The organism is Enterococcus faecalis, from assembly GCF_029024925.1.
GTDB classification, from domain to species: domain Bacteria; phylum Bacillota; class Bacilli; order Lactobacillales; family Enterococcaceae; genus Enterococcus; species Enterococcus faecalis.
Genome location: NZ_CP118962.1, coordinates 1,688,678 through 1,702,580, shown reverse-complemented (window position 1 = coordinate 1,702,580; position 13,903 = coordinate 1,688,678). Strand labels below are relative to the sequence as shown.

The 13,903-nt window shown below is 37.1% G+C and carries 12 protein-coding genes; 9 read left to right on the top strand and 3 right to left on the bottom strand.

Annotated elements, in window-relative coordinates:
- Positions 1-60 precede the first annotated feature (60 nt).
- Entirely contained in the window at positions 61-726 is a 666-nt protein-coding gene (gene yeiL, locus PYW42_RS08360) for a transcriptional regulator YeiL (RefSeq protein WP_002364153.1), read from the bottom strand.
- An 88-nt stretch (positions 727-814) separates the two neighbouring features.
- Between yeiL and PYW42_RS08355 the strand changes: the two genes are divergently transcribed.
- From PYW42_RS08355 to PYW42_RS08340, 4 genes are all read left to right on the top strand, one after another.
- Positions 815-1,465: a YczE/YyaS/YitT family protein gene (locus PYW42_RS08355; RefSeq protein ID WP_002364152.1), complete on the top strand. Its 651-nt coding sequence runs from the start codon at positions 815-817 to the stop codon at positions 1,463-1,465.
- A 317-nt stretch (positions 1,466-1,782) separates the two neighbouring features.
- The gene (locus PYW42_RS08350) at positions 1,783-4,488 is read left to right on the top strand and encodes a cation-translocating P-type ATPase (protein WP_002377094.1); all 2,706 of its coding nucleotides are present in this window, start codon (positions 1,783-1,785) and stop codon (positions 4,486-4,488) included.
- 69 nt (positions 4,489-4,557) lie between these two features.
- The gene (locus PYW42_RS08345) at positions 4,558-5,094 is read left to right on the top strand and encodes a GNAT family N-acetyltransferase (RefSeq protein WP_002364151.1); all 537 of its coding nucleotides are present in this window, start codon (positions 4,558-4,560) and stop codon (positions 5,092-5,094) included.
- Between the two features lie 69 nt (positions 5,095-5,163).
- On the top strand, positions 5,164-5,604 hold the full coding sequence (locus PYW42_RS08340; RefSeq protein WP_002384384.1) for a hypothetical protein: 441 nt from the start codon (positions 5,164-5,166) through the stop codon (positions 5,602-5,604).
- A gap of 242 nt (positions 5,605-5,846) precedes the next feature.
- On the opposite strand, the gene PYW42_RS08335 is transcribed toward PYW42_RS08340, so the two are convergent.
- Positions 5,847-6,008, bottom strand: a complete 162-nt coding sequence (locus PYW42_RS08335) for a hypothetical protein (RefSeq protein ID WP_002357133.1) — start codon at positions 6,006-6,008, stop codon at positions 5,847-5,849.
- Positions 6,009-6,041: 33 nt separating this feature from the next.
- Positions 6,042-6,398 carry a hypothetical protein gene (locus PYW42_RS08330; protein ID WP_002357135.1) on the bottom strand — a complete coding sequence of 119 codons (357 nt, stop codon included), beginning with the start codon at positions 6,396-6,398 and terminating at the stop codon, positions 6,042-6,044.
- A 179-nt stretch (positions 6,399-6,577) separates the two neighbouring features.
- Here PYW42_RS08330 and PYW42_RS08325 point away from each other — a divergent pair, with 179 nt between their 5' ends.
- The 5 genes from PYW42_RS08325 (at position 6,578) to PYW42_RS08305 (ending at position 13,727) form a co-directional block, all read left to right on the top strand.
- Positions 6,578-7,912, top strand: coding sequence for an FAD-dependent oxidoreductase (locus tag PYW42_RS08325; RefSeq protein WP_002364148.1), 1,335 nt, complete (start codon positions 6,578-6,580; stop codon positions 7,910-7,912).
- A complete protein-coding gene (locus PYW42_RS08320) occupies positions 7,902-9,368 on the top strand; it encodes a helix-turn-helix domain-containing protein (protein WP_002384385.1) in 1,467 nt (488 codons plus the stop codon). Before PYW42_RS08325 ends, PYW42_RS08320 begins: the two co-directional genes overlap by 11 nt.
- Before the next feature lie 276 nt (positions 9,369-9,644).
- A complete protein-coding gene (glpK, locus tag PYW42_RS08315; protein WP_002357138.1) occupies positions 9,645-11,150 on the top strand; it encodes a glycerol kinase GlpK in 1,506 nt (501 codons plus the stop codon).
- Positions 11,151-11,170: 20 nt separating this feature from the next.
- The gene (gene glpO, locus PYW42_RS08310; protein WP_002384386.1) at positions 11,171-13,000 is read left to right on the top strand and encodes a type 1 glycerol-3-phosphate oxidase; all 1,830 of its coding nucleotides are present in this window, start codon (positions 11,171-11,173) and stop codon (positions 12,998-13,000) included.
- 7 nt (positions 13,001-13,007) lie between these two features.
- A complete protein-coding gene (locus PYW42_RS08305; protein ID WP_002357140.1) occupies positions 13,008-13,727 on the top strand; it encodes an MIP/aquaporin family protein in 720 nt (239 codons plus the stop codon).
- The last annotated feature ends 176 nt before the right edge of the window (positions 13,728-13,903 follow it).

The window sequence follows — 13,903 nt, the reverse complement described above, 5'->3', positions numbered from 1 at the left end:
CTTTCTTATTAATAAGAATAGGGTAGCGGGAAGCGCACTATTTGTCAACAATCCACCACTTTAACTCTTCATTTTTTGCACAAAAGAATGTAACGCTAAGCGGTTGATGTGATAAGCAGTTCCTTGTTTTTGAATAAAGCCGCGCTCTCGAAATTGTTTGAAGGTATAAATAAGATGGCGATAACTAACCCCTAAGTATTCGGCAATCTCAGTATGTTTTTCTTTATAAACATCTTCGTGATTAGCGGCAACCAATAGCAATTCCGCTAGCCGATAACTTAGTTCATAGGTCTGATTCGTTGTAAAGTGGTCCACCCGTTGGAGCATTTTTTTCCCTAGATAATGGCTGAGTTGCTGCATAAAAAGCACCTTGTTTTTTAAAACAGTTTCTGCGTAAGCTAAAGGAATAGCCAAACAACAGGTTTCACCTAAGGCGATAACGTCCTTGGGTATCGTTTCCGCTTGAACTAATGTTAAATCGCCAATTAAATCACCTGTCGTTAAAAACTGAACAATGGATTGGCGGCCATTGCGTTCTGTTTTTAAAATTTTCGCTTTTCCTTTGATTAAATAAAAAAGATAATTTAATGGCTCTGCTTGGTGATGAATGAATTCTTGATTTTCAAAATCGATAATAAAACTGTGTTTTAAATCAGTTTCATTAAAAAAAGGCGTATTTTTAGCTAATTCTTGTTTCGGTGATTGTTGGTAGGCTGTTTTAAGCATTTTTTCTCCTTATAATAGGAGATATCTCCTATTTGTTTCTTCTATTGTAGCACATAATAGACGTATCAAGAGTAGAGGAGTTTTTATAATGTGGAAGAAAAAAATTGTACTATCGTTTCTTTTTTATTTAATTAGTGCATTGGGCATCAGTTTGACAATTCAAGCAGGCATCGGGGTTAGCAGTTTTAATGCGTTTAATGTGACCTTTGCAACACTTACTCATTTAAAAGTCGGAACTGTTACCACAGCTATCAATTTAGCTTTTTTAGGCACGTGTTGGTTGTTAGATCAGCAGCGTAAAATTCAGGACTATTTGATTATTTTGGTGGCGTTAATTGGCTTTGGTTTTGTCATTAATTTTTTCTTATATCAATTATTTGGTTCGCTTGTTTTTCAAAATTATTTGGTTAAAATTGTTCTATTTATTTTAGGGACAATCATAGCAGGAATCGGGACAGGACAGGTAGTTGCGCTAGGTGTTTTGCAATTTCCCATTGAAAAATTTTGTACACTTATTTCTGAAAGAACGCGCTATAGTTTTCAGTTTTATCGTTATTTAGTTGATATTTTTTGTGTCAGTTTAGCACTAGGATTGTCCATTAGTTATCATTTGCCGATTTTTGTTCGTGAAGGAACCGTGATTAGTCTTTTCTTACTTTCTTGGGTTATTAGTTGGTCGAGAAAGCGGGGACAACAGCGTATTTTACGAATACAAATCAAGAAACTGGAATCCGAATGAAAGGATTTCAGTTTTTTTCAAATGAGCAGAACTTTTATTTGAAAAAAAGAGTGGAAAACGGTATACTAATTAAGTAATTATTCATAACATTGGTTCTCCAATCAATGTTAAATAGTTTTTTCATGAGGGAGTAACTGACAGTATTTATGCTGTGACAACATCACCAACTCCGAAAGCAATTTCTGGTGTTGTCTTAAACGGTGAGACTTATGTATGTTCGACGAAGTAGCATACACAAGTCTATTTTTTTTCATTTATTTTTGATGAAATGTAAAATAGTACTTGGAGGATGCTGCAAAAAATAGAGGAGGAAGAACATGTCAGAAGAAAAGAAAACACAATTGTCTGAAGCGTTTTACGCACAAGACGACACAGTTGTTTTGGAGAAAATGAACACAACAACTGATGGATTAAGTGCACAGGAGGCTCAAAAGCGTTTAGAAACGTACGGGGAAAATGTGCTAGATGAAGGGAAGAAAAAATCACTTGCCGTGAAATTCTTTGAGCAATTCAAAGATTTTATGATTATTGTTTTATTAGCGGCAGCGGTCATTTCAGCCGTCTTTTCCCATGATGTGGTAGACTCGATTATCATCTTAGTGGTTGTTATCTTGAACGCCATCTTTGGGGTCATCCAAGAAGCTAAAGCGGAACAAGCCATTGAAGCATTAAAAGAAATGTCTTCACCAAATGCTAATGTTCGCCGTGATGGACACGTCATTACTGTTAAAAGTGATGAATTAGTACCAGGCGATATTGTTTTATTAGAAGCAGGGGATGTCGTTCCAGCTGATTTACGTTTATTGGAAGCGAATAGCTTAAAAATTGAAGAAGCAGCGTTAACCGGTGAATCTGTTCCAGTTGAAAAAGAAGTAACCATCTTAGAGGGAACCGATATTGGTATCGGTGACCGAATCAATATGGCTTATTCCAATAGTAATGTGACGTATGGACGTGGTCTTGGCGTTGTGGTTGGCACAGGAATGAATACAGAAGTCGGTAAAATTGCTGGCATGCTAGCAAGCGAACAAGAAACGGAAACGCCTTTAAAACAAAACTTAAACCAATTGGGTAAAATGTTAACAATTGCCATTTTAGTCATTGCAGCGGTGATGTTTGTGGTAGGAATGATGAATGGTCGTTCATGGATTGACATGTTATTAACGTCAATTTCGTTAGCTGTAGCGGCAATTCCAGAAGGATTACCAGCGATTGTCACAATTATTTTGGCTTTAGGGACTCAAAAAATGGCCAAGAAAAATGCGATTGTCCGTAAGTTACCAGCCGTTGAAACATTAGGAAGTACAGACATTATCTGTTCAGATAAAACAGGTACGTTAACCTTAAATCAAATGACCGTTGAAGCGTTGTATACAGATGGTCAAGTTTTATCTGCTTCCACAGAAATCCCTGCTGATAATATGGCTTTAAAAATCATGAACTTTACGAATGATACAAAAATCGCTCAAGATGGTTCATTAATTGGTGACCCAACAGAAACTGCCTTAGTACAATTTGGTTTAGATCATGCGTTTAACGTAACCGAAAAAGTAGCAGCTGAACCTCGTGTGGCAGAGATTCCTTTTGACTCTGATCGTAAATTAATGACTACTGTTCATGAATTAAAAACAGGTGGCTTCCTAGTTTCTGTCAAAGGTGCACCAGATGAATTATTGAAACGTTGTACGGAAATCTTATCAAATGGAGAAACAAGTCCATTAGATGAAACAAAACGTCAAGAAATTTTGAAAACAAACACCTCATTAGCGAAACAAGCCTTACGTGTTTTAGGAATGGCTTATAAATATGTTGAGACGATTCCAGCCGAAATGAGTTCTGAACTTGTGGAAAAAGATTTAACATTTGCTGGTTTAGTCGGTATGATTGACCCAGAAAGAAAAGAAGCTGCAGATGCTGTAAAAGTCGCGAAAGAAGCAGGTATTCGTCCAATTATGATTACGGGTGACCACCGTGATACAGCAGAAGCAATTGCGGCACGTTTAGGCATCATCAAAGAAGGCGACGACGATGCAGTCATCACAGGCGCTGAATTAAATGAATTGTCAGATGAAAAATTCGCACAAGTCGTGGGACACTACTCTGTCTATGCTCGTGTTTCACCAGAACACAAGGTTCGGATTGTTAAAGCGTGGCAACAAGAAGGAAAAGTGGTTGCGATGACTGGTGATGGCGTAAATGATGCCCCAGCCTTAAAAGCTGCTGACATCGGGATTGGTATGGGAATTACCGGAACAGAAGTATCAAAAGGTGCTTCAGATATGGTACTTGCCGATGATAACTTTTCAACAATTATTGTAGCGGTAGAAGAAGGACGTAAAGTCTTCTCAAATATCCAAAAAACGATTCAATATTTACTTTCAGCTAACTTAGGGGAAGTATTAACCTTGTTTATTGCAACAATGCTCAATTGGGATACCTTGTTACCTGTTCACTTATTGTGGATTAACTTAGTAACGGATACTTTCCCAGCGATTGCGTTAGGTGTGGAACCAGCAGAACGTGATGTGATGAGCCATGAACCTCGTGGTAAAAAATCGAACTTCTTCTCTGGCGGCGTTTTAAGCAGTGTTGTTTATCAAGGGATTACGCAAGGGGCATTGACTTTGATTGTGTACAAAATGTCAATTATGTTCCCAGCACATACCGCAGCTAACACAAACTTATCGGCGCAAGCGTTGTATGATTTACAACACGGCGATGCTTTAACCATGGCCTTCGCTACTTTGGGATTAATTCAATTGTTCCATGCCTTTAATGTGAAGTCGATTTATCAATCAATTTTCAAAGTTGGCTTATTCCGCAACAAATCATTTAACTATGGGATTCTTGTTTCGTTCTTGCTATTAGCTGCAACGATTGTTATTCCAGGATTTAATGATTTATTCAGCGTCACACATTTAGATGCATATCAATGGGCAATTGTAGCAGGTACTTCTTTTGCTATCATCCCAATTGTGGAAATTGTGAAGTTCTTCCAACGTAAAGCAGGTAAAGGTGCTTAATAAATAAGAAAAGAAAATTGGCTGGTACTTAAACCAGTCAATTTTTCTTTATGTAAGGAGTGAAAGGGCTTGAAACGGAAAATTATTTTCGAAACACAACGACTTATTGTCAGAGAATGGCAGTCGGAAGATGAAGTGGAATTGAAAAAATTTTTGCAAGATGAAAATGTGATGTATGCCTATGAACACGCTTTTTCTGATGAAGAGGTTGCAAACTGGCTAAAGTGGAACTTACAGTCCTATCAAGAATACGGCTACGGCTTATGGGCGTTAGAGAAGAAACGAACAGGCGAAGTCATCGGCGAGTGTGGTCTCACCAATCAATTAGTAAAAGGTAAGAGCTATCCAGAAATTGGTTATCATTTATGTGTGAAAGAATGGCACAAAGGGTATGCGATTGAAGCTGCCGCAGCGGCAAAACAGTACGCATTCGATGTATTAAATTTTCCAGAAGTTATTTCAACGATTCGTGATACGAACTTAGCCTCTATGAATGTCGCTATTCGAAACCAGATGCTTGTTAGGGATCGATACATTAAAACATACCGTGGCAAAACGATGCCTCACTATGTTTTCTCTGTTAAAAATCAAAAGAATGAAGACTGAAAAAGTGCCACTTGTCAGATGGAATAGAAAAAGTGTAAAATGGAGTGAAAGAGAAAAGGGAAAAGAGGGATGGTTATGAGACCAAATTTAGGATTTTACGTTCAAACAATTAATGATATCGTTAAAACAACAGAAGACATTGGCGAAGTCATGAATCCATATTACGAAGAAGTTCGTCAAGCGATCGATAAGAATAAAGTGAATGATTTAACAGCCGAACGAATTGCAGAAATTCAAGCAAAATTTAAAGAAGGTACTGAAAAATATGAATTAATGCTCAAAAAAGTCGGAACATTAAAACCGACGCCACAAGTACTTGGCATTCACAAAAAATTTCAACATGCTTATACAGAATATGTAGCAGGATGCAATGAAATGATTTTAGCAACAGATCCAGAAACAGGCATTGATGCAGAATTATTTAACGCTTCAGAAGAAAAGCAAGACCAAGCAACGGATGAATTAACCTTTGCCATTACGCGGATGAGCAACATTCTTTTGAAAAAATAAAAAACTAATAAAAATAACTAACGAATTTAATATTTTTTTCATGTCTTTTTTATGGACAAAAGAGAAAGTGTATTGTATTATTAATTCATACCAACAACAACCTTTTTATTTTTCATTTTACTCTTATTGAGTAAATACTCCTTTTCCATCGGCAAAACTGCCGGTGGTTTTTTTTGTTATTTTTTTTATTTAATAATAAAACAACCTTTGATTTTATTAAAATCAAAGGTTGTTTTAGCTTGTTAATTTTCAACATTTCGCACATAATCATCAAAGTATTGAATTAACTCTTTCTTGATTTGTTGATAATCTGCTTCAGAATAGTTCTTTTCTTCTAGCGTACCATTAAAAAATGGCAAATTTAGTTCTTCTTTTAAACGTTCAATCACTTCTTCTTGCTTCATAAGGACCCCTTCTCAACGAATTGTTCTCTTCTATTATAGAACATTGTAGTCATCCGTCAATTGTTCAAAGGCAATTTTCATTTCCTCTAGACGTTCATTCAATTGATTGGTTTCATCTTCTTCATTGAAAAAATGTTGTTTTAATTCAAAATAAAAATTTTCGAAGGCTTGGAAAAAAGGCTCAGACTTGTTGTTTTCAAGAGCAGGAACACTTGTGTAGAGAACACGAGCGCTATGATAGTAAGTGAAAACCTCGTTAATATTTAATAAAATACGCGCTTCTTCTGGGCGTGGTCGACTTGTAACTAAGTCATGTAAAGATAAACTTTTTGTATGGGTTTCAGATAAATAAAATAAAAATAGTTCCAATTGCTCTTTTGTTGCAGACATGAAAACTCCTCCTCAAACAGTAGTAACATTTATTATAAATGAAAATGAAAGTGCTTGAAAAGCAATGCGCTCAGCAAAAATAATTATTTTAAGGGAAAACTATAGTTGTTGCTTTAGCATTCTTTTTAATCATGATAAACTGAGAGAAGTATAGTAGGTCCTGACAGAGGAGGAAACAAATGAAAATTGTGATTATTGGTGCATCATTCGCAGGTATTTCCGCAGCAATTGCTTCAAGGAAAAAATATCCCCAAGCAGAAATTTCTTTAATTGACAAACAAGCAACAGTGGGGTATTTATCTGGTGGCTTAAGTGCGTATTTTAATCATACCATCAATGAATTACACGAAGCACGTTACATAACGGAAGAAGAATTACGTCGTCAAAAGATTCAGCTGCTTTTAAATAGAGAAGTCGTGGCAATGGATGTTGAGAACCAATTGATTGCTTGGGCACGAAAGGAAGAGCAACAGTGGTATTCTTATGATAAATTGATTTTAGCGACAGGCGCGAGCCAATTTTCCACGCAAATTCGTGGTAGTCAAACAGAAAAATTACTCAAATATAAATTTTTATCAGGTGCTTTAGCGGCTGTTCCATTACTGGAAAAAAGCCAGACAGTAGCCGTCATTGGTGCAGGACCCATTGGAATGGAAGCTATTGATTTTCTTGTGAAAATGAAGAAAACGGTTCATGTCTTTGAAAGCTTGGAAAATCTATTGCCTAAATATTTTGATAAAGAAATGGTCGCAGAAGTTCAAAAATCTTTGGAAAAACAAGCAGTAATTTTCCATTTTGAAGAAACGGTCCTAGGAATTGAAGAAACAGCAAATGGTATTGTTCTTGAAACAAGCGAACAGAAAATTTCTTGTGACAGTGGGATTTTTGCTTTAAACTTACATCCTCAATTAGCCTATTTGGATAAAAAAATTCAACGGAATCTGGATCAGACAATCGCGGTGGATTCTTATTTACAAACTTCAGTGCCGAATGTTTTTGCCATCGGAGATTGCATTTCAGTTATGAATGAACCAGTCGCGGAAACTTTTTATGCTCCGTTAGTGAACAATGCGGTACGAACTGGCTTAGTAGTCGCCAACAATTTAGAAGAAAAAACACACCGATTCATTGGCTCTTTGCGAACAATGGGAACAAAAGTGGGGGACTATTACCTTGCTAGTACAGGTCTAACCGAAACGGAAGGTTTATTTTTTCCGCAAACACTTGCTTCCGTAATTGTTAGACAGCCAGCGCCGCCTCTACAACACGGGACAGAAATTTTAGGCAAATTAATCTATGATAAAGTGACACAACGGGTCCTTGGGGCACAGCTTTGTTCAAAAAATAATTGTTTAGAAAAAATAAATACGTTAGCATTAAGTATCCAAACAGGTCAGACACTGACAGACCTATTACAAAAAGATTATTTTTATCAACCTTCCTTAACCAATATTTATGATATTACAAATTTGATGGGTGCTTCGGCTTATTGGAGAGAGAACGATGAAAGTTGAGACGTTATTGGAAAAGAAAGCGATGCGACAATTATTAACGGTGCAACAAACCATCTTAGCAGGCGGCACCTGCTCAGTCTCTGATTTAACAGCATTTTTAGCGGTCACAAAAGCCTCCTTTGAAAAAGACTTAGAGGATTTACATTATTTTTTGAAACCTTTTGGACAGGATTGTCAGCTTACTTATGATGGCCAACAGCTATCAATCACCTTATCGGATTTTTTTTCGTTGAATCATTTAATTGAAGCATTTGTAAAAGAGTCTCTTAAATTTCAACTTTTAGATTATTTATATCGTAATAAAGAGTTTTCTATTGTTCAATTAACGACTAAATTTATGATTAGTGAGTCTTCTTTATTTCGAAAGATTAAAGAACTCAATCAATTGTTAGCCGCCTTTGAATTGCAAATAAAAAATGGACAACTACAGGGAGAAGAATTGCAGATTCGTTACTTTTACTTTCAGTTGTATTGGTATATTACTCCCTATGAAATACACCAGAAAAAAACGATGTCGCCGTTAAATAAACGGATAATTGAAGGGATTGAGACTGGCTTAGGTTTTACTTTTAATGAACATAATGCGTTAAAAGTTAGCCTTTGGTTGAGTATTACGAAAAAGCGCCTAGCGGTCACTTCAAAAAAATATCAACAATTGAGAAAGAAAATGATTGATTTTAAAGAAGATCCGTTATTTAAGCAAGTTCGACAATTGTTTTTCCGTTTTTCTAGTCGCTATTCATTAGAATTAGACGAAGGAGAAAGCATGATTCATTTTGTTTTTCTAATCACAATGTCGGTCTTACCAGAATCAGCTTTTGATGAATATTCCTTAATTCGGGGACGTCGTTCCGCTGTTTCTTTAGCTGATACGTTTATCTTGGAAAATGTGGTCTTGTATTATCGGCCCCATAAATTTGAACCTACTCTTGAGAAAACCATGGCTTACTATTTTTCACAAATTCATGGAAAACTGTATTTTTTTAAAGGAGAATTGGAAGTTTTTGATCGGGCCCATATCTGGGAAAAAGAACAGCAATTATCTAGTCGGGAATTAGCTTCTTTTTCAACAACGTTATTAGAAAAAGCTTTAGCTTGTTTTGATGAAACGTATCAACCAGGAGATAGTTTGCATGAACTTTCTCTGGTCAAATATTTAAGCGTGTTGACATTAATTGAATTTAAAATGATTGGTGAAATAAAAATTGGAATTCATTTAGCAATGGATGCTCTTTATCAAGCGGCGTTAACACAAGTATTAATGCTTAGTCTTAAAAATATGAATGGCACGCTGGTGGAGAGGTATCAGCCTGAACAAACATATGATTTAATTGTGACCAATTATCAGCAAACGAGCTATCAAGGAACACCGGAAGTCTATGTTTTGTCAGAATTAAGTTCGACCTATGATGTGCAACAATTAAAAAAGAAAATACGCACCTTGCGGGAGAAATAAACAAAAGGTTGGTGTGACGGAAATTGTCTGATCCTCGCACCAGCCTTTTTACAACTAAAAGTCGAAAATTAGGCTTTTTTAAACAAAAATGTTTCTTTTTATTGAAAAATTAGAGATAATAAAAGTATTATTGAAAGCGTTGTCTTTGTTGGTTTTAGTAGAAATCCTTTCAATTTTTTTAAAATAAAAAAAGTTTTTGACATGTTTAGTTATTCTTTTGTTTGTAAGATAGGGATATAAAGAAAACGATTTCAAAAACGTTTAGGAGGAATTATCATGGCAGAAGAAAAATACATTATGGCGATTGATCAAGGAACGACTAGTTCTCGTGCAATTATTTTTGATAAAAAAGGAAACAAAATTGGTAGTTCACAAAAGGAATTTACTCAATATTTTCCTAATGCAGGCTGGGTGGAACATAATGCCAATGAAATTTGGAATTCTGTTCAATCCGTTATTGCAGGTTCTTTAATTGAGTCAGGAGTGAAACCTACAGATATTGCCGGAATTGGGATTACAAACCAACGGGAAACAACCGTTGTTTGGGACAAAGCAACTGGGTTACCAATTTATAACGCAATTGTTTGGCAATCACGCCAAACGACACCTATTGCTGATCAACTAAAAGAAGATGGCTACAGCGAAATGATTCATGAAAAAACTGGGTTAATCATTGATGCTTATTTCTCAGCAACGAAGGTTCGTTGGATCTTAGATCACGTAGAAGGTGCGCAAGAACGTGCAGAAAATGGAGAATTGATGTTTGGGACAATTGACACTTGGCTCGTTTGGAAATTAACGGGAGATACTCATGTCACTGATTATTCAAATGCAAGTCGGACGATGTTGTTTAATATCCATGATTTAGATTGGGATCAAGAAATTTTGGATCTTTTAAATATCCCACGAGTGATGTTACCGAAAGTCGTTTCGAACTCTGAAGTGTATGGACTAACAAAAAATTACCATTTTTACGGAAGTGAAGTTCCTATCGCTGGGATGGCTGGTGACCAACAAGCCGCTTTATTTGGTCAAATGGCCTTTGAACCTGGGATGGTTAAAAATACCTATGGAACAGGCTCATTTATTGTCATGAACACTGGCGAAGAACCTCAACTTTCTAAAAATAATCTGCTTACCACTATTGGCTATGGCATTAACGGCAAAGTATATTATGCCTTGGAAGGAAGTATCTTCGTGGCTGGTTCAGCGATTCAATGGTTACGAGATGGCTTAAAAATGTTGCAAACGGCTGCTGAATCTGAAGCAGTAGCCAAAGCGTCAACAGGACACAATGAAGTTTATGTGGTTCCGGCATTCACTGGTTTGGGCGCACCATATTGGGATTCACAAGCGCGTGGGGCTGTCTTTGGATTGACACGTGGTACCACGAGAGAAGATTTTGTCAAAGCGACACTTCAAGCAGTTGCGTATCAAGTTCGTGACATTATTGACACGATGAAAGAAGATACAGGCATAGATATTCCCGTCTTAAAAGTAGACGGTGGAGCAGCAAACAATGATTTCTTGATGCAATTCCAAGCAGATATTTTAAACACTGCTGTTCAAAGAGCCCATAACTTAGAAACAACGGCCTTAGGCGCAGCTTTCTTGGCGGGCTTAGCGGTTGGCTTCTGGAAAGACTTAGAAGAAATCAAAGCATTCCAAGAAGAAGGACAACAATTTGAACCAATTATGGCGGAAGAAGAACGAGAAGATTTATATGAAGGTTGGCAACAAGCAGTAGCAGCTACCCAACAATTCAAACGTAAAAATAAGTAAATGGAAAAGGGGAATTTTCTATGACTTTCTCAATAGAAACACGCCGACAATCAATCGACGCTTTAAAAACACAACACTTAGATGTCTTAATTATTGGTGGTGGCATTACTGGCGCAGGCGTTGCTCTGCAAGCCAGTGCCGCTAAAATGAAGACAGGGTTAATTGAAATGCAGGATTTCGCAGAGGGCACCTCTTCACGATCAACCAAATTAGTTCATGGTGGTATCCGCTATTTGAAAACGTTTGACGTGGAGGTGGTAGCAGATACAGTGAAAGAACGAGCCGTCGTTCAATCCATTGCGCCACACATCCCTAAAGCGGATCCCATGTTACTGCCGATTTATGATGAGCCAAATGCAACATTTAATCTATTTTCTGTCAAAATAGCAATGGATTTATATGATCAGTTAGCTGATGTAACAGGTACCAAGTACGCCAACTATCTGTTGACAAAAGACGAGGTTTTGGCACGTGAGCCACAACTAAAAAGTGAAGGTCTACAAGGTGGCGGTGTTTATTTAGATTACCGAAATAATGATGCTCGTTTAGTTATTGAAAATATTAAACAAGCAGTAGCTGACGGGGCACATGCTGTGAGTCGGGTTCAAGCGGTGGGCTTTTTATACAATGATGAAGGTAAAATTACTGGCATTCAAGCAAAGGACCTACTAACTGATGAACAGTTTGAGATTCACGCAGATGTTTTAATTAATACTACTGGTCCTTGGTCAGATAAATTAAGAGGCTTAGACAAAAACGATTCATTTACACCACAAATGCGTCCAACCAAAGGGGTTCATTTAGTTGTCGACAAAAGCCGTTTAAATGTTCCTCAACCAACGTATTTTGATACAGGTAAACAAGATGGCCGCATGGTCTTCGTTGTTCCAAGAGAAGAAAAAACATATTTTGGGACGACGGATACAGATTACCATGGAGACTTTCAACATCCAACAGTAGAACAAAGTGATGTGGATTACCTATTGGAAGTAGTCAATAATCGTTATCCAGAGGTACAATTGACAATTGATGATATTGAAGCCAGCTGGGCTGGCTTACGACCTTTAATTTCTGCTAACGGTGGCTCAGATTATAACGGGGGAAACAATGGCAAACTTTCAGATAAAAGTATTGATGAAGTCATTGATGTCGTTGACAGATACCAAAAAAATCAAACAGATAAACGAGAAATTGAAGAAGTCCTAAACCATCTGGAAGACAGTTTGGTGGAAAATAAAGTCAATCCTTCAGCTGTCTCTCGAGGCAGCTCATTGGAAAGATCAGCGGATGGCTTGCTCACTTTGGCTGGTGGGAAATTAACAGATTATCGTAAAATGGCAGAAGGTGCGATGAAAATGATTCAAACCATCTTAGCAGAAGAATACCAGAAAGAATTCACCTTAATTGATTCTAAAAACTATCCAGTTTCAGGCGGGAAATTGAACCCTGCAACGGTAGACGAAGAATTAGAAGCGTTGGCAAAACATGGCGTGTCTAAAGGGTTAAGTGAAAAGGATGCATTATACTTAGCTCATTTATATGGCTCCAACGTACCAACTGTTTTTGAAATGATTGATGATGCCAAAGTAATTCCTGGTTTAACCTTAACAGAAACTGTCTCTTTAAACTATGCGATGGAAGAAGAAATGGCTTTAACACCCGTCGACTTTTTATTGCGACGGACCAACCACTTATTATTTATGCGTGATCGTTTGGACCAAGTGAAAGCGGGAGTCATTGAAGAAATGGCACAGCATTATCAATGGACAGCGGAAGAAAGAGCACGACACATTGAAACATTAGAAAAAGTAATTGAAGAATCAGATTTAAAAAATTTGAAAGTAGGGTGAAGAAAAAATGGGAACTTCGATGATGACACAATTATTCGGTGAATTTTTCGGAACGATGATTTTAGTTTTACTAGGGGATGGCGTCTGTGCCGCAGTTAACTTGAAGAAAAGCAAAGCCTTTGCTTCTGGTTGGGTCGTTATTGCTTTAGGTTGGGGCGCTGCTGTTACATTAGCTGTTTACATGTCTGGGTATATGAGTCCAGCGCATTTAAATCCTGCTGTAACAGTTGCGATGGCAATTACTGGAAACTTTGAATGGGGCATGGTTTTACCTTATATCGTAGCTCAAGTCCTAGGCGGTTTTATTGGTGGTTTAGTTGTCTGGTTAGCTTATTTACCCCATTGGAACATTACAGAAGACAAAGGTGCTATTTTAGGAACCTTCGCCACTGGTCCAGCTGTCCGTAACTATCCAGCCAATGTTTTAACAGAAATTATCGGCACATTTGTTTTGGTTTTTGGCTTACTAGCCTTTTCTCAAAATGACTTAGCGGCTGGCATTAATCCAATGCTTGTTGGGATTTTGGTCTTAGGACTAGGTCTATCATTAGGCGGACCTACAGGTTATGCAATTAACCCTGCACGTGATTTAGGACCTCGTTTAGCGCACCAAATTATTCCTGTGAAAACAAAAGGTGATTCCGATTGGGCTTATTCTTGGGTGCCAATTGTGGGACCTATCTTAGGTGCTTCATTAGCTGCAGTAATTTATTTATTCACTATTTAATAAAATGAAATGTAAATAGTTGTTTTAGACAATAAAAAACGCTTGTGAGAAGTAATCAATTCTTGCAAGTGTTTTTTGCTACATATTTAAACCAAAAAAGATTTCCTTAGACATTTAGACAATTTGTCCAAATGCGGAACAGAACAATTTTCCTATATGATACAATAAAAGTGCAC